Source organism: Streptomyces sp. Ag109_O5-10, from assembly GCF_900105755.1.
Taxonomy (GTDB): domain Bacteria; phylum Actinomycetota; class Actinomycetes; order Streptomycetales; family Streptomycetaceae; genus Streptomyces.
This window is the reverse complement of sequence record NZ_FNTQ01000001.1, coordinates 879,564-897,966: the sequence shown is the minus strand read 5'-3', so window position 1 is coordinate 897,966 and position 18,403 is coordinate 879,564. Positions and strand designations below refer to the sequence as shown.

At 73.4% G+C, this 18,403-nt stretch carries 16 protein-coding genes and 2 pseudogenes; 6 read left to right on the top strand and 12 right to left on the bottom strand.

The annotated features are described in order from the left end of the window. Positions 1 to 3: 3 nt before the first annotated feature. A pseudogene (locus BLW82_RS04235) lies at positions 4 to 392 on the bottom strand (cupin domain-containing protein). A 5-nt stretch (positions 393 to 397) separates the two neighbouring features. Continuing rightward, positions 398 to 967, bottom strand: coding sequence for a TetR/AcrR family transcriptional regulator (locus BLW82_RS04230; RefSeq protein ID WP_093497530.1), 570 nt, complete (start codon positions 965 to 967; stop codon positions 398 to 400). A gap of 159 nt (positions 968 to 1,126) precedes the next feature. On the opposite strand from BLW82_RS04230, the gene BLW82_RS04225 reads away from it, so the two are divergent. Next, positions 1,127 to 1,417 (top strand): SHOCT domain-containing protein, encoded by a 291-nt coding sequence (locus tag BLW82_RS04225; protein ID WP_093497529.1) that lies wholly within the window; start codon positions 1,127 to 1,129, stop codon positions 1,415 to 1,417. A 49-nt stretch (positions 1,418 to 1,466) separates the two neighbouring features. Here the strand turns inward: BLW82_RS04225 and BLW82_RS04220 are convergent, their stop codons facing one another. Further along, positions 1,467 to 2,072 carry an ATP-binding protein gene (locus BLW82_RS04220; protein ID WP_093507845.1) on the bottom strand — a complete coding sequence of 202 codons (606 nt, stop codon included), beginning with the start codon at positions 2,070 to 2,072 and terminating at the stop codon, positions 1,467 to 1,469. 213 nt (positions 2,073 to 2,285) lie between these two features. Beyond that, the gene (locus BLW82_RS04215; RefSeq protein ID WP_093497528.1) at positions 2,286 to 2,609 is read right to left on the bottom strand and encodes a hypothetical protein; all 324 of its coding nucleotides are present in this window, start codon (positions 2,607 to 2,609) and stop codon (positions 2,286 to 2,288) included. Positions 2,610 to 2,977: 368 nt separating this feature from the next. On the opposite strand from BLW82_RS04215, the gene BLW82_RS04210 reads away from it, so the two are divergent. Next, positions 2,978 to 4,102: an L-cysteine desulfhydrase Cds1 gene (locus tag BLW82_RS04210; protein WP_093497527.1), complete on the top strand. Its 1,125-nt coding sequence runs from the start codon at positions 2,978 to 2,980 to the stop codon at positions 4,100 to 4,102. A 4-nt stretch (positions 4,103 to 4,106) separates the two neighbouring features. Here BLW82_RS04210 and BLW82_RS04205 read toward each other — a convergent pair whose 3' ends face one another. Both BLW82_RS04205 and BLW82_RS04200 read right to left on the bottom strand, forming a co-directional pair. Continuing rightward, entirely contained in the window at positions 4,107 to 4,577 is a 471-nt protein-coding gene (locus BLW82_RS04205; protein WP_093497526.1) for an SRPBCC family protein, read from the bottom strand. An 88-nt stretch (positions 4,578 to 4,665) separates the two neighbouring features. Next, positions 4,666 to 5,484 carry a DeoR/GlpR family DNA-binding transcription regulator gene (locus BLW82_RS04200; protein WP_093497525.1) on the bottom strand — a complete coding sequence of 273 codons (819 nt, stop codon included), beginning with the start codon at positions 5,482 to 5,484 and terminating at the stop codon, positions 4,666 to 4,668. A 293-nt stretch (positions 5,485 to 5,777) separates the two neighbouring features. Between BLW82_RS04200 and BLW82_RS04195 the strand changes: the two are divergent. Next, positions 5,778 to 8,123, top strand: a pseudogene (locus tag BLW82_RS04195) (hypothetical protein). Here BLW82_RS04195 and BLW82_RS04190 read toward each other — a convergent pair. The 4 genes from BLW82_RS04190 to BLW82_RS04175 form a co-directional block, all read right to left on the bottom strand. Next, the gene (locus BLW82_RS04190) at positions 8,124 to 10,562 is read right to left on the bottom strand and encodes a right-handed parallel beta-helix repeat-containing protein (protein WP_177232829.1); all 2,439 of its coding nucleotides are present in this window, start codon (positions 10,560 to 10,562) and stop codon (positions 8,124 to 8,126) included. It lies immediately after the preceding pseudogene. Between the two features lie 175 nt (positions 10,563 to 10,737). Further along, a complete protein-coding gene (locus tag BLW82_RS04185; RefSeq protein WP_093497524.1) occupies positions 10,738 to 11,343 on the bottom strand; it encodes an Rv1733c family protein in 606 nt (201 codons plus the stop codon). 283 nt (positions 11,344 to 11,626) lie between these two features. Further along, a complete protein-coding gene (locus tag BLW82_RS04180; protein WP_093497523.1) occupies positions 11,627 to 12,451 on the bottom strand; it encodes an MOSC domain-containing protein in 825 nt (274 codons plus the stop codon). 42 nt (positions 12,452 to 12,493) lie between these two features. Further along, positions 12,494 to 12,952: a DUF6643 family protein gene (locus BLW82_RS04175; RefSeq protein ID WP_093497522.1), complete on the bottom strand. Its 459-nt coding sequence runs from the start codon at positions 12,950 to 12,952 to the stop codon at positions 12,494 to 12,496. Between the two features lie 298 nt (positions 12,953 to 13,250). On the opposite strand from BLW82_RS04175, the gene BLW82_RS04170 reads away from it, so the two are divergent. Beyond that, positions 13,251 to 14,516: a TerD family protein gene (locus BLW82_RS04170; RefSeq protein WP_177232828.1), complete on the top strand. Its 1,266-nt coding sequence runs from the start codon at positions 13,251 to 13,253 to the stop codon at positions 14,514 to 14,516. Positions 14,517 to 14,527: 11 nt separating this feature from the next. On the opposite strand, the gene BLW82_RS04165 is transcribed toward BLW82_RS04170, so the two are convergent. Beyond that, positions 14,528 to 15,721 carry a glycosyltransferase gene (locus BLW82_RS04165; RefSeq protein ID WP_093497520.1) on the bottom strand — a complete coding sequence of 398 codons (1,194 nt, stop codon included), beginning with the start codon at positions 15,719 to 15,721 and terminating at the stop codon, positions 14,528 to 14,530. A 39-nt stretch (positions 15,722 to 15,760) separates the two neighbouring features. On the opposite strand from BLW82_RS04165, the gene BLW82_RS04160 reads away from it, so the two are divergent. Together BLW82_RS04160 and BLW82_RS04155 are read left to right on the top strand one after the other, a co-directional pair. Further along, a complete protein-coding gene (locus tag BLW82_RS04160) occupies positions 15,761 to 16,552 on the top strand; it encodes a glutamate racemase (RefSeq protein ID WP_093497519.1) in 792 nt (263 codons plus the stop codon). A gap of 89 nt (positions 16,553 to 16,641) precedes the next feature. Beyond that, positions 16,642 to 17,199 (top strand): hypothetical protein, encoded by a 558-nt coding sequence (locus tag BLW82_RS04155; protein ID WP_093497518.1) that lies wholly within the window; start codon positions 16,642 to 16,644, stop codon positions 17,197 to 17,199. A gap of 10 nt (positions 17,200 to 17,209) precedes the next feature. Here the strand turns inward: BLW82_RS04155 and BLW82_RS04150 are convergent, their stop codons facing one another. Further along, positions 17,210 to 18,181 (bottom strand): O-antigen ligase family protein, encoded by a 972-nt coding sequence (locus BLW82_RS04150; protein ID WP_256216182.1) that lies wholly within the window; start codon positions 18,179 to 18,181, stop codon positions 17,210 to 17,212. Between the last annotated feature and the right edge of the window lie 222 nt (positions 18,182 to 18,403).

Below are 18,403 nucleotides of genomic sequence, written 5' to 3'. Positions count from 1 at the left end.
TCCTCAGGCCGGGTAGTCCGTCACGTGTTCGTGCCACTCGGTGGTCGTGCCGTCCTCGGCGGCCTCCACGACCGCGAGATGCGTCATGAAGGTGCGTGGCCCGGCGCCGTGCCAGTGCCGTTCGCCCGGCTCGATCCACACCGTGTCGCCCGCGCGGACCGCCTCCGGCTCGCCGCCCCGCGCTGCACCAGCCCCTCGCCCGCCAGGACGGGCAGCACCTGACCGTGCGGATGCCGGTGCCAGGCGGTGTGGGCGCCGGGCGGGAAGTGGACGCTGAACACGCGCAGCCGGGACGGGGCGGCGGGTGCCGCGATCCCGTCCAGCCACACCGTGCCCGTGAAGTTCTCCGCCGGGCCCCGCCGGGTGTCCGGGCGCTCTCTGGGGATGTGCACGTACGTCAACTCCTCAGCAGGGACAGCAGTCCGCGCACCCCGGCGTCGAACGCGGCGGGGGAACCCGACGCCCGGGCGAGCACATAGCCGCCCTGCACGGTCGCGAGCACGGTCGCGGCGATCTCCTCGCCGTCCACCTGGGACCCGAACTGTCCTAGTTCCTTGCCTTCCTCGACGATCCCGGCGATCAGTTCCAGGATCCGGTCGAGTGTCTCGTCGACCGGCGCGCGCAGTTCGTCGCTCGCGACGATGTCCGGGTCCATGGTCAGCCGGCCGACCGGGCAGCCGCGCAGCACGTCGCGCTCACGCCGCAGATACGCCTCGATCCGCTCGTACGGGGTGCCCGGTCCGGTGAGCACGGCCTCGGCGGTGGCCAGCAGTTCCTCGGCGGTCCGCCGGATCGCGGCCAGCGCCAGGTCCGGTTTTCCCTTGAAGTGGTGGTACATGCTGCCCTGGCCGGCGCCCGCGCGCTCCAGGATCGCCTTGGGGCTCGTGCCGACGTAGCCGCGATCCCACAGCAACTCGCGGGTGGACTCGATCAACCGCTCCGACGTGCTCACACCGCGACTGTACATACTAGTAGTTACAGAATGCCAGTCCTTTCGGGAGCAGGGATGGCACCGCCGCGTACTCCCCGGGAGGTACGTGCGGTGCCGTCGGTCGCACGACGACGCCGGGCCCTCCCAGCGGTCAGTCTCGGTACATCACACCGAGACCCTGGGGAGTTGACCGGCATGGAGACCCTGGCGAACTGGAACGGCGGGCCCGGCCCGTGGATCCTGTTCTTCCCGCTGATCTGGGCGGCCGTCGTGATCGGCGTCGGCGCGTTCCTGCGTCGCGCCGTGTGGCGTGGCCGCGGCGGGCCCTGGCGCCCGATGGACGCCGGCCGGCCGGCCGGTGACTCGCCGCTCGCGGTCCTCGGCCGCCGCTTCGCCTCCGGCGAGATCGACGAGGACGAGTACTGGCGCAGGCTGTCCGTCCTGGAGGAGCAGTTCGGCCGCGTCGGCAAGGGCGGCGCGGTATGACGGACCGGTGAGGCCGGGGTGAGACTCGGCGAGGAGGCTCACCGCCCGCTCAACTGGCGACAGCCGAGCGGGCGGGAGTGTGTGCGGCACCGGGGACCGCGGCGACCGCGTGGGCGGGCGCGGGGGCGGCGGCGCCGACGGGGGCGGACGCGACGGCGGGTGCGGGGGAGGCCGCGGGTTCCGGCTCGACGATCCGGTGGGGTGCCGGTTCGGCGGCGCGGTGCTGCGGGCGGGCGGCGGCCCTCGGGGTGGCCGTCGGTGCCGGCAGGGTGAACCACACGACCTTGCCGTCGTCGTGCGGGCGTACCCCCCAGCTCTCACTGACCGCGGCCACCATCGCGAGGCCTCGCCCGCAGGTGGCCATCGGCGCGATCTCCGTGCCGTCCTCGACCACCGGAAGGCGCGGATCGTGGTCGCGGACCGAGACCGTGAGGCGGTCGAGCTGGAGCTCGATCTCCACGGTGCAGTTCTTGTCGGTCCGGGCGTGCCGGTGGACGTTGGTGAGCAACTCCGTCACACCGAGCGCGGCCCGGTCGATCAACGGGTCCAGATGCCAGTAGCGCAACTGTGCAGATACGATTCTGCGGACCTGACCGATCCGCGACGGCAAGGCTTGGAGCTCCACCGAGCAGTGTCTGCTTGGGTGTTTGATCACGACTGCGACTCCCCGACGTGAGGTCCGGAAGAACACGGAGAACGGATCCAGCAGCGCGCCGCCGTCCATGGGGCCGCCTGCTGTCGTGGCCGGCGGACTGCTTCGAAGCGTTATCGCCGGTAAACCCAGAGTGACGTGAGACAAGCGTGACCCAGTGCGTTCGGTCCCGCAACTCGCCGTGGTCCGGCGGTCACGCCCGCAGGTCGGTGCGGTTCAGTGATCACGCCCCGCGGCCCGCCGTACCGCCTCGATGAAGCGGCGCGCGGCCGGCGGTCCCGGCTCGCCCGGCGCCGGGTCGTGGTCACCGAGGGTGAGTGAGTAGCGCTGGCCGTTGAGGTCGGCCAGGGCCCGGTCCTCCGACGCGAACCACGGCTTCGAGGCCCGTACCGCCTGGACGGGCGCGCTGTCGATCTCGCTGCCGTAGCTCGTGAGCAACTGCAGCCTGCCGTCCCTTATCCGGACCTGCCCGGCCCGGGTGAGCGAACGCAGCCGCTTGTCGATCCGCACGCCCGTCGCCGTGAACTCCGGCTCCGCCATCCTGCCCCGCCCCTTTTCGAGTACGTCGGCCGCCGTCCGCAGGCTTGTGGCCCCGGTCCGGCGCGCTCCGGCTCGTTTCGTGGTCCAGTGTGCGCCCCCGTTCGGGACGTTCGTCCCGTCCGGTGGCAGTCTGCCCGCCTCCGGCGTGGAGCACCAGTGCGCACGGGGCACCGGACGGGGGGCGCTCGGAGCATTCGCCGCCGTGCGCCCCCGAAGGGTTCGCGCCACTGTCCGGCGCTGTCCCCCAGGGGTGCCTTTGAGGCGCTCAAAGATGCGTTTATGCAGGTGAGGGGCGTGCGGAAGGTGTCTATGATCGGTGCGTCGGCTGCGTTCGGGCGCCGTCGGCGCGAAGCGTAAGGAGTCCCGCCGTGAGCACCACCCCGCAGATCCGGCCCGGCGCCACCCTCGACGTCGACCGCAGCGACGCCGTCTACCGCGACTGGCTCAAAGAGGCCGTCCGCAAGGTCCAGGCGGACGCGAACCGCTCGGCGGACACGCACCTGCTGCGCTTCCCGCTGCCCGAGGCCTGGGGCATCGACCTCTACCTCAAGGACGAGTCGACGCACCCGACGGGAAGTCTCAAGCACCGGCTGGCCCGCTCGCTCTTCCTGTACGGCGTGTGCAATGGCTGGATCCGGCCGGACCGCCCGGTGATCGAGGCGTCCAGCGGCTCGACGGCCGTCTCCGAGGCGTATTTCGCCAAGCTCATCGGCGTGCCCTTCATCGCCGTCATGCCGCGCACCACCAGCGCCGAGAAGTGCCGGCTCATCGAATTCCACGGCGGCCAGTGCCACTTCGTGGACGACTCCCGGAAGATGTACGAGGAGTCCGCGCGCCTGGCGGTGGAGACCGGCGGCCACTACATGGACCAGTTCACCTACGCCGAACGGGCCACGGACTGGCGCGGCAACAACAACATCGCCGAATCCATCTTCCGCCAGCTGGAGTTGGAGCGGTTCCCGGAACCGGCCTGGATCGTCGCCACGGCGGGCACCGGGGGCACGTCCGCGACGCTCGCGCGCTACGTCCACTACACCCAGCGCGACACCCGGATCTGTGTCGCCGACCCCGAAAACTCCTGCTTCTTCGACGGCTGGACCACCGGCGATCCGGACGTCACCTGCGACTGTGGGTCCCGCATCGAGGGCATCGGGCGCCCACGGATGGAGCCGAGCTTCGTACCGGGGGCCGTCGACCGCATGATGAAGGTGCCGGACGCGGCGAGCGTGGCCGCGGTGCGGGCCCTGGAGCGCGCGATCGGGCGGAAGGCCGGCGGGTCGACCGGGACCGGGCTGTGGAGTGCGCTGAAGATCGTCGCCGAATTGGTGGCCGAGGGACGGCAGGGCAGCGTGGTTACCCTGCTGTGCGACCCGGGGGACCGGTACCTCGACAAGTACTACTCGGACGCCTGGCTCGCCGAACAGGGCCTGGACGTCGCGCCGTACGCGGCGGCGATCGACTCGCTGCTGGAGACGGGGGTCTGGCCCGGCTGAGGCACTACCCGGACAGGCGCCGGTCCAGTTCGACGACCGCGCCCCGGAACGCCCGGCCGAGCCCGGCACGTGCCGCCCTGACCACGAGACGGAACGGTGCCGTGCCGTCCACGGCGAAGGTCCACTGCACGCGGGTGCCGCCGCCGGACGGGACGAGCCGCCACTCCTCCGCGATGGCGTGCGCGCCGGGCGCGTTGGTCAGGTCCACCCGGTAGGCGTACACCTCCGCCTCCTTGGCCGCGATGACCGTCTCCCGGAACCGCCCGCCGCCCTTGAGCCGGATGTCGCGCCCGGCACCGTCGTCGACCGACTCGGCGTGGGTCACCGCGTCGAACCACTCCGCCCAGCCCGGTACGTCGTCGTTGAGCGCGTGAAAGACCCGCCCGGGCGGTGCGGACATCTCCTGCGCGAAGACCAGGCGTACGGGCGCGGTCTCGACGAAGTCGAGCCCCACGGGGCGCAGACGGCGTGCCATGGAAGAGAACCCCCTTGACCGGAAAGGCGGTTGACCGGCTCGGCCACGATAACTGGCGGGCCGTCAGATGTCTGTACCGCCGGCGCGATCAGGCCTCCGCCTCGCCCGCCACCACCAGCCGGCGCAGATGCTCCGAGATCTCCGCACGCGCGTCGGAGGGCAGCCCCGCGTCCGTGACCAGCGTGTCGACCTGCTCCAGCTTGGCGAACGAACTCAGGCCCACCGTGCCCCACTTGGTGTGGTCGGCGACCACCACGACCCGCCGGGCCGACTGCACCAGGCGGCGGTTGGTCTCCGCCTCCGCGAGGTTCGGTGTGGAGAGGCCGGCCTCGGTCGATATGCCGTGCACGCCGAGGAAGAGCAGGTCGAAGTGGAGCGCCGCGATCGCCTGGTCGGCCACCGGTCCCACGAGGGAGTCGGACGGGGTGCGCACCCCGCCGGTCAGGACCACCGTCGCCGCGCCCTGGCGCTGCCCGGCGACGCGCTGGGCGGCGTGGAAGACGTCCGCGACCCGCACCGAGTTCGTCACCACGGTCAGGTCGGGGACCTCCAGGAGGTGATGCGCCAGCGCGTACGTCGTCGTACCGCCGGACAGGGCGATCGCCGCACCCGGCACGACCAGTTCGGCGGCGGCCCGGGCGATGTCCTCCTTGGCGGTCAGCTCCAGCCCCGACTTGGCCTCGAAACCCGGCTCGTGCGTGCTCGCCTCGACCACCGGCACCGCACCGCCGTGCACCTTCTCCAGCACACCCTGGCGGGCCAGCGCGTCCAGGTCCCGGCGGACCGTCATGTCCGACACACCGAGCTTGCGGGTCAGTTCGTTGACGCGTACGCCGCCCCGGCGCCGGACCTCGTCCAGGATCAGGGCGCGGCGCTGCTCCGCGAGGAGGTTCTGGTTCTCACTCACGTACGCTCCGGTCCTCTCGCCTCAAGCCGTCCGACACGCCCCGCGTACCGGCCCCGACCAGGACATTCCGTCCGGCTCCGGTGCACGGGCGCCCCATCCTTTCACGGGACCGCGCAGGTTGCGCCACTCCCTGTGTCCGCGCACACATGTCATGTGGACACCATGTGTCGCACTGGGCGTCACGCACCACGGGGAGATTCCGTGACGAGTGGTGTGCGTCACACCGGAATCGGCGATCCTGGGACCCGCACGGACACAGACCATCGGTGCGTCACGGGGGAAGTGCGAGAAGAGTGGAACGCGCGCAGGACATCGCCACCGGCGGCGACCCCGCCGGGCGGCCCACGACCGCGAAGCCCGGCCCGGCCGGCCCGCCGGCCGCACCGGAGATCGACCTGGAGCTCCTGGTCCACGGGGTCGGCGGCACCACGCCCGGGAAGATGCTCGACGACCCGCGCACGGTGCGGATCACCGGCGACGACACCGCCGCCGTCTTCCGGCGCGCCGAGGACGTCGACGCCGAGTCCCGGCCCGGCGACTACCGCGACCGCACCGTGCCCGAGGCGTACGTCTGGTGCAACCTCACCTCGGGCAACGCCTCCCGCGCACTGTGGCTGCTGCTTCTGCCGTTCATGGTGGTCAACCTCGCCCACTGGATGCGCCCCGCCGCCGAGGACCGGCCGCGCACCGTGCGCTTCTACGGCCTGGTGGTCCGGCTCGCCGGGCTCACCCTCACGGTGTTACTGACGGCCGCCGCCTGCGAGGTCGCCCTGGACCTCGCCGCCTGACAGTGCGCGGGCGTCACGGCCTGCGCCCGCCGGCACACCTGGCTCGGTTTCCTGTCACCGGCCGGCTCCGACGGCGGCTGGTGGAGCGCCCCCGGACGCAGGCTCGCCCTGGCGGCCCTGGTCCCCACCGCCCTGACCGGCCTGCTCTGGTACCTCTCCCACCGCACCTGGAGCGCCTACGAGTCCACCCGGCCCATGGCCAACGACCCGGAGCCCGGCCACACTTCCCTCGGCAGCCCCGGCTTCTGGTACGGGCGCCGACTGGTCGCCCGGCTGCGTGCCGCGCACACCGCGGCGGGCCTGCTCACCGTCGCCGCCGCGGTCCTCGCACCGGCGGCGGCCTTCGACCGCGGGCCGGGCGGGGCCGCCGTACTGGACACGACCGGGTGGCTGCTGACCGGTGCGCTCGTCGCCGGGGCCTTCGCCGTGGTGTGGGTGGTGTGCCGCCGGGGCCGCAGCGAGAACCTCGTCGACCAGGAACTCGACCGGCACCTCGTACGACGCCTGCCGCTCGGCGCGCTCGCCCTGCTGGTGCTCGCGGCGCTGTACGCCGGCTGGTCCCGGCCGGGGTGGCACTCCGCGGGGCGGCTCGCCGGGGACACCGCCTTCGGCGGTCTGGCCCTGTCCCAGGGCGCGCTGGTGATCGTCCTCGCCGCCGTCGCCCACGACCTGCACCGCCGGCTGCCCGACGCGCGCGCCGCGATGCGCGGCCTCGGCGGGCCCGCGGTCGCGCTGCTCGCCTGTGCGCTCGGCGGGGTGATCTCGGGCGGGGTCGCCCAGCGGTTCTCCGACTGGCTGGACGGCACCGGCACTTCCATTCCCGGACCGCCGGTACTGCTGACCTGGCAGGCGTCGGTGATCCCGCCGGTACTCGTGGTGCTGCTCGCCGCGGTCGCCCGGCTGTCCTGGCACACCTCGCGGCTCGGCCGCACGGAGCGTGCCGCCGTCGCCCTCGGACACCCCGGGGAGCCGGAGGACTCGGCCCGCAGCCGCCGTATCGCCCGGGTCCGGGCCAGGGCCGGGCTCACCGACCGGGCGCCGTACGTGATGACCGTGCTGTGCGCCGCCACGCTGGTGCTGGGCGCCGGGGCGCTGGTGGGCGCACTGGCCACCGGAAAGACCCCGGACACGGCGGCCGACCGGACGTACCCCCTGGTGCACGGCGCGGCCCAGACCTCGCAGGCGCTCGGCTCCTGGCTGGTCGGGCTCGGCTTCATACTCTTCGTCACCTGGGGCCGGCGCGCCTACAAGGACGCCTCCGCGCGGCGCACCATCGGCATCCTCTGGGACGTCGGCACCTTCTGGCCGCGCGCCGCCCACCCCTTCGCCCCACCCTGCTACGCCGAGCGTGCCGTCCCCGACCTGACCTGGCGGATGGCCACCTGGACCCGCCGCACCGGCGGCCGGCTGGTCATCTCCGGGCACTCCCAGGGCAGCGTCCTCGCCGCCGCGGCCGCCTGGCAACTGACCCCGTCGGTCCGCGGCCGGGTCGCCCTGCTGACGTACGGCTCACCGCTGGAGCGGCTGTACGGCCGCTGGTTCCCGGCCCACTTCGGCCCCGCCGAACTCGGCTCCCTGCACCGCGAGGTCGCCTGCTGGCGCAACCTCTACCGTCTCACCGACCCGATCGGCGGCCCGGTCCGGATCCCCGAGGCCGACGGCCCCGAGGTCGACCACCCGCCCCTGAAGGACCCCCTCGCCTACGGCCGCACCCCCGGGTACCCGCTCCCGGCGCCGATCCTGGGCCACTCCGACTACCAGGCGGACCCGGCCTTCGCCGAGGAACGGCGGCGGCTGCTGGCCCGGCTGCGCCCGGAGCTGCCCGAACAGCGGGCGCAACCGGGCCGCTGATCAGCCGAGTTCGGGCAGGTCCTCCGGGTACAGCAGCGTGAGGTCGTCGGTGGTCGGGTCGGCGAGCTGGGCGACCCGGCTCGCGTGCCGCTCCACCATCGCCTCGAAGGTCTGCCGGGCGGTACGGCCGTTGCCGAAGGCGGGGCCCTTCGGGAGCACCGTGAAGTACTTCAGCAACGCGTCCGAGGCACCCGGAGCCAGCCGGTACTCGTGCTCGTCGGCCTGCTGCTCCACGATCCGCAGCAACTCGTCCGGGCCGTAGTCGCTGAAGGTGATGGTCCGGGAGAAACGCGACGCCACACCGGGGTTGACCGAAAGGAAGCGCTCCATCTCCTCGGTGTAACCCGCGACGATCACCACCACGGCGTCCCGGTGGTCCTCCATCAGCTTCACCAGCGTGTCGATGGCCTCCTTGCCGAAGTCCCGCCCCGCGTCCTCCGGCGACAGCGCGTACGCCTCGTCGATGAACAGCACCCCGCCGTGGGCCCGCTGGAACGCCTCCTGGGTGCGGATCGCCGTGGAGCCGATGTGCTCGCCGACCAGGTCGACGCGGGACACCTCGACCAGATGGCCCTTCTCCAGCACCCCGAGGGAGGCGAGGATCTCCCCGTAGAGGCGGGCGACCGTCGTCTTGCCGGTACCGGGGGAGCCCGTGAACACCAGGTGCCGCTTGACCGAGGCGGCCTTCAGCCCGGCCCGCTGGCGGCGCCGGCCGACCTCGATCATGTCGGTCAGCGCACGCACCTCGCGCTTGACGCTGTCCAGGCCCACCAGCGCGTCGAGCTCACCGAGCACGGCCTTCGAGGTCCGGGCCGGCTCCTGGGCCGCGGCGGGGGCGAGGAGCGGTTCCTGCTCGGTGCTGCGCTGGCCGGGGATCGCGCCCAGCAGGCCGGTCGACTGGTGCGAGGTCTGCACGACCGTCTCGCGCGCCGCGGGCGGGCGCAGGCCGCCGCTCTCGTCGCTGGTGCAGTCCTCCACCAGCGGGCCGCCGCCCGACCCGGCGTCCGGACCGCCGTCCGCGAACTCGTAGCCCCCGCGCGCGCACCGCTCCGTACGGCACCTGCGCAGCGTCGTACGGCAGCCGTCGATCACGTGGAAGCCGTAGCCGCCGCTGCCGGTGACCCGGCAGTTCTGGAAGGTGCCGCGACCGCCCGCCGACACGTAGAAACCCGCCTCGGCCGGGGAGTCGACCGTGCAGCGCTCGATGGTGGGGTCGGCGCCCTTGGTGACGATCACGCCGGTCTGGGTGCCGTCCACCGTGCAGTTGCTGAGGGTGCCGCCGCTGCCGTGGTCGCGGAACCAGGCGCCGGTGGCCGCGTCCCGGATCCGGCAGTCGTCGAGCTGCGCGATGGCGCCGTCGCTCACCGACACCGCCGTGTTGCGCACCTGGGAGAGGTCGCTGTCGACGACGTCCGCGCGGGAGCCGCGGTCCAGCACGAACAGGGCGTCCGGCACGTCGTGCACCCGGCAGGAGTCCAGGACCACGGTGGCGCCGTCGCTGACCCACACCGCCGGATAGTCGCCCGTGCTGTCGAAGATCTCGCACTGGTTCGCGTCCACGCGGGTGCCCGGGTCCCACACCGACAGCCCGTTGCGCCCGAACTGACGCACGGTCGTCCGGGTCAGCGTCAGCACCGACCGCGAGCGCAGGTCGACCGCGTTCTCCGGGATGTCGTGGATGCGGCAGTCGGCGAGGGTGAGCACCGCGTCCGTGTCGAGGGTGACCCCGTCGGCGGTGGTGCGGTGCACATCGCAGTCGGTGAGGTGCGCCGTCGCCCGCGCGGTGACCTGCACGCCGGAGCCTCGCACCTCGTAGATCTCGCAACCCACCGCTTCCAGCGCGGAGTTCTCTCCGGTCGCGGTCAGGCCGGCGCCCGAGGCGTGGTGCACCCGGCAGCGGTCGAGCCGCGGGCGGCCGCCGCCGCGGACCGCCACACCCGCCTGGCCCGCCGCCACGATCTCGCACTCCTCGAACACCCCGCCGCCGCCGTCGAGTACGGCGATGCCGATGCCCGCCGGGTTGTCCACGGTGCACCGCCGAACCGTCGGCCGGGCGCCGCCGCGCACCTCGATCCCGGCGGCGGACCGGGTGACGATCCGCACGTCCAGCAGTTCGGGGGTGCCCTCCTCGACCAGCAGCGCGGGCGCGGCGGCGTCCTGACCCTCGACATGCAGGTCCTGGACGACCGCCGAGGCGCGCACGGTGAGCGGGACCCCGTCCACGGGGGCGATGCGCACCGAACCGGGCGAGCCCTCGGGCCCGCGCAGTGTCACCGCCCGCTGGACGACGAGGTTCTCCCGGTAGGTGCCGGGCGCGACCGTGAGGACGTCGCCGTCGGCGGCGGCCTCCAGGGCGGCGGCGAGCGACGCGTACTCACCCGTGCGGCGCCGCCACCGCGATGTGCCGGTGTGCGTCACCTGGACCGTGCCCTGTGCCATGGCGTTGCCGTGCCCCCACCTCGTCGTACAGATCGCTCGCTCGCCCTGCGGGCCGCACCGCGGACGGTGCCCGGCCCCTGCGGTCCGCTCGCGCGCGGGTCGATGCCGAATGCGCTTCGGCCGGTCCACCGTAGCGTGCGCCGGGGTGGTGGGTTGACCAGAGACGGAAAGGCCGTCAGCTGCCCGTCCCGGCCTTGCCCCAGTCCGGGCCGGCCCGGTCCCAGGCCTGGTCCCACCGTGCGTACCTGCGACGGACCATACGCCAGACGATCATCCGTCTGATGCCGTCGACCAGCCCCGCGGTCAGCAGGGCCGCGCCGAACCCGGCCAGCACGGCGTGCGTCGTCGCCGTCACGGCGTCCAGCGGGCGGGCGGTGATGACCCCCTGCTGGTCGGTCCAGACGTCGAAGTGGTCGCCCCTGTGCGGGGATTTGAGGGTCGTCAGGACCGGGCCGTGCTGCCGGGTGCCGTCCGGCGCGGTCCAGTCGGCGAGGACGCGGCTGCGGGGGTCGTGGGCGCTGGTGGCGTCGGGGTCGGGTTCCACCGGGGCGCCGCCCAGCTTGCGCACCACCGTGGCCAGGACGAGGTGCCGGTCGTGCTGCTGCTGCCGGACCGACCGCTGGAGGCTGGACTGGGCGGCGGCCCCGACGAACGAGCCGAGCACCGGCGCGGCCACCACGATCAGCACCAGTGCCGCCAGGGCCACCCATGCCTCGGCGAGGTCGGTCGTCCGGCGCAGCGGATTGTGCCGCCAGCGCCACAGGCCGCGGATCGCTCGCACCGACCACCACCCCCTTCCCGCTCCGTGATAACCCCCGTCCGGTCCGTTCACCCGGGCCCCTGGCCGAAGAGAGAGCGAAGTCACCCCCGGCAGGGACTCTCATGAACTTCTCACGACCTCCAACGACCGGGCCGTGGCCCCGGGTTCCCGCCGGGAGACGGAGATCGCCCGGTGGAGGGGACGAGGACGGAGCACGGTCAAGGTGGTGCGGTCGGACCGGCGGACGGTCGAATGCGGCGCGCGGGTGGCCCGGGCCGCGGACGTCCGCCGCCAGGACCAAAAGTCAGCCGAGGACCCGGACCGGGTCCCCCACCCGGATCGTGCCGGGGGAGCGCGGTACCAGGTTCTGGCCGAAGACCAGCCGGCTGCCGAAACGGCGGTGGCGTGCCAGCGTCCGCAGTGGCTCCCGGCCGCGCTCGGCGGTGACCTGGTCGGTGGTGGTCACGACGCACCGTCCGCACATCTTGGCTACCCGGAACTCGACCTCGCCGATGGCGATCCGGTTCCAGTCGTCCTCCGCCCAGGCCTGGGCGGACCGCACGACCACGTTCGGCCGGAACCGGTTCATGGGCAGCGGGCCCTCGTCGGGGTACTCGCCCCGCGCGATCAGGGAGTTGAGGGCGTCCAGCGAGGCCTGCGTGGTGAGCAGCAGGGGATAGCCGTCGGCGAAGCTGACGGTCTCGCCCGGCAGCGCGTGGTCCGGGTCGATCGGGCGGCGGCTCGCGGGGTCGTCCATGTGGGCGAGGCGGACGTCGGCCTCCAGGTACGCGCCGCACCACGCGTGGGCGGCCTTCGCCGCGAGGACCGCCTCCACCCGCGTGCCGAAGATGTCCACCGGCACCGTGCCTCCCGGCTCCGGGACCGGCACGGTCAGGGGCGGGAGTCCGGGCGCGGACAGGCGTACGCCGCCGCCGGGCAACGGCTCGGCAGCGGCGAGCGCGAGGCGCGGCTGTACGCGCTGGGTGACGACCTTTCCCCCGTCGTCGATCAGAACCCAGCGTCGGTCACCGGCCAGCCCCCAGGGCTCCACGACGGCCTCCCGGGGCGAGAAGCCCCGGAGCGACTTGACCGGGTGAACGTGGATCGACTGCAGTTCCGCCATCCCCATGACGCCATCGTGCCAGGTGGCACGGACATTAGGGGATGCCGGTCAGTAGCCGCGGTACTGCTGCTGTTGCTGGTTGTTGTACGGGTCCTGGTACGGAGCCGGCTGCGGAGGGCGCGGCGCCGCCGGGCGCATCGCCTCGTAACCCGTGCCGCCCATCATCGGACGGGGCGGCTGCGGCTGCTGCGCGGGGTAGCCGCGCGGTCCCGTCGCCTGCTGGGGGATGTACGCCGTGGGCGCCTGCTGCAGCGGAGCGGGCTGCTGCATCTGCTGCGGGTAGCCGTAACCCGGGGCCGGCTGGGAGGGACCGGCCGGAAGGGCGGGCAGTGCCGACGGCAGCGCGGGCAGGTTGCTGAAGCTGCTGGGCGCGTCGTAGGCGGGAGGAACCCGGATCGGGGCGATCTGAGGGGTGCCCCGTTCGGCCACCAGCGAGTCGTAGATCGGAGTGTCCGGGAAGGAGGCGGAGTAGTAGCCGCCGCCATAGGTGGAGCGGGGGGAGGTCATGGCACATAAGTTAAGCCCACGATGTGCTGGTTGGGGAGACCGATAAGAGGGTTGTTTTCCGTGTCGGCAGTGACGCTGGATCCCCAATCCGAGCGAACTCGGCAAAAAAGGACGGCAATCAGCGTTTGGATCGTGTAATGGCCGAGTTCCGAGCCGGTTACCGGCGGTTGGACAGGGGGTCTTCCTGTGCCGCTCATGGGAGATCCCTGCCCCCGGGAATAGGTTGTGAGGGTAGGGATGACCTGGGGCGGCCGGGGCGTGCCCGGCGGGCCGACACATGATGGGGGCGGACATGTCAATGTCGAAAGGATCGAATACGCCGGTGCCGACCACGGCACTGCGGGTCGAAATGGGCTGGCGCTCCGGCCCGGGTGTCCCCGACGCTGACGCCTCGGCGCTGCTGCTGGTCGCAGGAAAAGTGCGCTTCGACGGTGACTTCGTCTTCTACAACCAGCCCGCGCACGCCTCGGGCGCGGTCCGGCACGAGGGCAAGCGGCGCTCCGGCGACCTGGTCACCGACACCCTTCTCGTCGACCTCGCGCGCGTGGAGACCCCGGTCGAGCGGATCGTCCTCGCGGCCTCGGCCGACGGCGGAACGTTTGGGCAGGTCCCCGGCCTCTACGTCGAGGTCCGGAACGCGGCCGACGGAAGTGTGGCCGCCCGGTTCGACAGCACGGGTGCCACGGTGGAAACCGCTTTCGTGCTCGGTGAGTTGTACCGCCGCCAGGGCGGCTGGAAGTTCCGTGCGGTGGGGCAGGGATACAGCAGCGGGCTCGAGGGGCTCGCCACCGACTTCGGGATCACGGTGGACGAGCCGCAGCACCCGGCGCAGCCGCCCGTGCCGCAGGGGGCGCCGCCGGCCTCGCCTCCGGTCGCCCCGCCGGCCCCAGCCCCGGCCCCAGCCCCGCCGGCCCCGGTCGCCCCGCCGACCGCACCGGTACGGCTGTCCAAGGTGACGCTCACCAAGGCGGCCCCCTCCGTGTCGCTGGCCAAGCAGGGCGGCACCTCGGGCGCGCTGCGGGTCAACCTCAACTGGCAGGTCCGCAAACAGCTCCCGGGCTGGGGCGGCCGGCACGGCGGGGCGGGCGACCTCGACCTCGACCTGTGCGCCCTGTACGAGCTCGCCGACGGCCGCAAGGGCGTCGTCCAGGCGCTGGGGAACGCCTTCGGCTCCGTGAACCGGCCCCCGTACATCCACCTGGACGGCGACGACCGCACCGGCGCCCTGTCCAGCGGCGAGAACCTCACCGTCAACCTCGATCACAGACAGGACTTCCGCCGCATCCTGGTCTTCGTGACGATCTACCAGGGCGCCACGTCCTTCGCCGACCTGCACGCCACGGTCACCCTCCAGCCCCAGCACGGCGCCCCGGTCGACTTCTCCCTGGACGAGTGCACGGTTCCCTCGACCGTGTGCGCGCTCGCGCTGCTCACCAACACCGGCGGCGACCTCGTCGTGCAGCGCGAGGCCCGCTACCTGGTCCCGGAGCGGGGGGTGAGCCCGCAGCGCACCGTCGACCGCGCCTACGGCTGGGGCATGAACTGGACGCCCGGCCGCAAGTGACCCGCGGGCGGTCAGCCCTTGTCGGTGACGGCGTCGGGGCGCGCGTACGTGCGGCCCTTCCAGGACGCCCCGCGACCCCGGTAGTGCTGCACCGCCGAGTCGACCGTCATGAGGAGATAGAGGAACGCGGTGAACGGCAGCAGCGGAGCGAGCCACGGCGGCTGCCGGTAGTAACGGAGCATCGGCAGGTACGTCGCGGTCATCACCAGCCAGGCCGTGGCGCCGGCGAGCACCGTCGGCGTGCTGCCGGTGGCCGCCCCCGCCAGTACCGCCGCCGGCGGCACCAGGTAGACCAGCGCGAGACCGGCGACCGTACCGAGGAGCAGCAGCGGATTGTGGCGAAGCTGCGCGTACGCGCTGCGGGAGACCATCCGCCACAGGTCGTGCAGGCGCGGATAGGGGCGCACGCTGTCCACCCGGTCCGTGAGCCCCAGCCAGACGTGCCCTCCGACGCCCTTCACCGCGCGGGCGAGCGCCACGTCGTCGATCACGGCGTGCCGGATGGTGTCGGGGATGCGCGCCCGCTCCGCGGTGTCGGCGCGCAGCAGGACGCAGCCGCCCGCCGCTGCCGCCGTGCGCGACGCCTTCCGGCCGATCCGGCGGAACGGGTAGAGCTGCGCGAAGAAGTAGACGAAGGCGGGCACCACGAGCCGTTCCCACAGACTCGCCACCCGCAGCCGGGCCATCTGCGAGACGACGTCGAAGCCGCCGGTGCGGGCGGCCGCCACCAGCAGCCGCAGGCTGTCCTGCTCGTGCGCGATGTCGGCGTCCGTCAGCAGCAGGTACTCGGGGCCACGCGCGCGTGCCAGCGTGATGCCGTGCCGGACCGCCCACAGCTTGCCCGTCCAGCCCGCCGGCGGCTCACCGGGCGAGGTCACCGTCAGCGGCAGCCCGCCGTGGTGCGCGGCCAGCTCCCGGGCGAGTTCCCCGGTTCCGTCCGTACTGCCGTCGTCGACCAGGAACACCTCCGCCCGCCCCGGATAGTCCTGCGCCAGCAGTGACGGCAGACTCAGGGGCAGTACGGCGGCCTCGTCCCGGGCCGGGACGACCACGCACACGTCCGGCCACTCGGCGGGTTCCCGCCGGGGCGGCAGCCGGACGTCGGTGCGCCAGAAGAAGCCCTGGCAGAGCAGCAGCCACAGCCAGGCGGCCAGGGACACGGCGGCGGTCCACGTGAAGACGCTCACGCGCGCAGTCTGCCCCATCCGGCCTGCCCCCAACGGCCCATCGTCTATCGTGGCCGGGTGAAGATCGCGCTCATCGACTCCGGAATCGGCCTGCTGGCGGCCGCCGCAGCGGTACGGCGGCTGCGCCCCGACGCCGATCTCGTCCTCTCCTTCGACCCGGCGGGCATGCCCTGGGGCCCCCGTACCCCCGAAGGTGTCACCGAGCGCGCCATGGCCGTCGCCGAGGCCGCCGCCGCCCGCCGGCCCGACGCGCTGATCATCGGCTGCAACACGGCGACCGTGCACTCCCTGCCCGCGCTGCGCGCGCGTCTGGAGCCCGGCATCCCGGTCATCGGCACGGTCCCCGCGATCAAGCCGGCCGCCGCCGGCGGCGGTCACGTCGCGATCTGGGCGACCCCCGCCACCACGGGCAGCGCGTACCAGCGGGGCCTCATCGAGGACTTCGCGGGCGGCGTACCGGTCACCGAGGTGCCCTGCTGGGGACTGGCCGAGGCCGTGGAGCACGCCGACCATGCCGCCATCGACGCCGCCGTGGCCGCGGCGGCCCGGCTCACCCCCGACGACGTCACGACCGTCGTCCTGGGCTGCACCCATTACGAACTCCTGGCGGAACGTATCCGCGCCGCCGTCCAGCGCCCCGGCGCCGCCCCCCTCGTCCTGCACGGCTCCGCGGGCGCCGTGGCCGCCCAGGCGCTGCGCCGGATCGGTGCGCAGCCGACCCCCGGCGCACCGGCCACCGGCACGGTGACCGTGCTGCTCAACGGCCGGGAGGGCGAACTGCCCGAGGACGCGCTCGGCTACACCGAGGCCCGCGTGCTCCGCACGGCCAGTCCCGCCGCGTCCCAGTGAACCCTTCGCAGCCGGGCATACCCCCGATGTGAGCAGTCACCCTCCGCGACGCGGTGCCCGCGCAGCGAAACCTGAGTAATCTCGTAGACATGAGGGACCACCCCCGCGACCACTCCCCGGACGAGGACGCCTCACGCCCGGATGTCTGGACCGGGCGCGCCACGAACCGGGTCCAGTGGCTGCTGGCGCTGGTCGGCGCGGCCTGCATGGCGCTCGGTATCGAACTGGCCGTGGACTCCGCCTGGAACTCGGGCGTCACCGCGCTGGTGATGGCCGTCGTGGGCTGTATCGCCGTCGGACTGCTGGTCCTCTTCGGCACCCTCGCCTTCGTGCACGTCGACCTGAGGCTCGACAGGGAGTGTCTCGAGATCCGCTGCGGTCATATAGGAGTACCGCGCCGTCGTATTCCGCTCTCCCATGTGGCCGGCGCCGACTTCTCCGCGCAGATCACCCCGCGCCACTGGGGCGGCTGGGGCTACCGCTGGCGCCCCGAGAAGGGCACGGCCGTGGTCGTCCGCCGTGGCGAGGGCATCGTCCTGCGGCTGTGGGACGGCCACACCTTCACGATCACCGTGGACAACGCCGAGTCCGCGGTCCGTGTCATCCGGGAGCGCCTGCGGACGATCACCCCGGGCACGGCCCACTGAGGCAGCAGGCTCAGCTGTCGGGTGCCCCCGCCATCCAGGGGCGTGCCGTCGCCAGGCCCGCCAGCAGACCCGCGCCCACCGACACCGTCGTGAAGCTCAGCGCGTTGCCGACCGTGGCGATCACGGCCAGGGCGGTGAGTGCCGCGCCCGCCGTGAGGACGACCGGGGTCGGGCGGGGGGACCGCCACAGGGCGTAGAGGATCCAGCAGAACGCGGTGGCCAGCAGCAGGACGCCGACCAGGCCCTGTTCGGCGGCCAGCTGCAGCGGCGCGGAGTGCGGCTTGCCGTCCGGCAGCAGGGCCTCGGACGCGGTGCCGCCGAACTCGCCGAAACGCCCGGGGCCGACGCCCACGGCGGTGTTCCGGTGCGCGAGCCCCAGGGCGTCCCGCCAGAGCCGCACGCGGTGCTCCGTGAGCGGACCCGCGAGGGCGGAGGCGAGGCCCGCCGGCAGGACGTCCGCGGCGACCGCCCAGACCGTGCCCGTCACCAGTGCGGCCGCCAGCGCCAGCCCGGCCACGGCCGGACCCCGCCGCGGCATCCGGCCGGCGGCGAGCGAGCACACCAGGACGACGGCACTGGCCGCGCAGCCGGCCGCCGAGCCCACGGCCGCCCCGGTCACCACGATCCCGGCGGCCAGCGCCCGCAGCCCGAACCGCAGCGCCGGAACCGGCGACGCCCACGCGGCGCAGCACGCGCCGCCCGTCGCGAGCACCAGCAACGCCGCGACCGCGCCGGCCTGGCCGAGCGGAGTCGTGAGCTGGGGGCCCTGCGCCGGCCGGGGCATCACCACCGCGCAGGCCAGCCCGGCCAGCGCGCCCGCACCCGGCGCGGCCACCGGCAGCAGCGCCCCGGACATCCGCCCCGCGGCATAACCGGCGGCCACCGCGAGCACCGCCAGCAGCACACCCTCGGGCCGTCCGTCCCGGCCGGTCGCCGCGATCAGCGGCCACGCGGCGCACGCCCCGAGCACCACGACGCCCACCACGTCAGAAACGTTTCGTCTGTCAGTGTCGTCGCCCGCGACCCTGTCGGCAGCGGACGTCGTCCCGGTCGACCCCACCGTCGCCCCCCCCGTACCCCGGTCCCCCGACCTGCGGCGGGCCCCGCCGCCCGCCTCGGCACACCGTAACCGGTGATGCCCGCTTTGTGGACGACTTGCGCGGGAGCGGTGTGATTCCTGCCCGCCGGGACCGTGCTGTCGGCC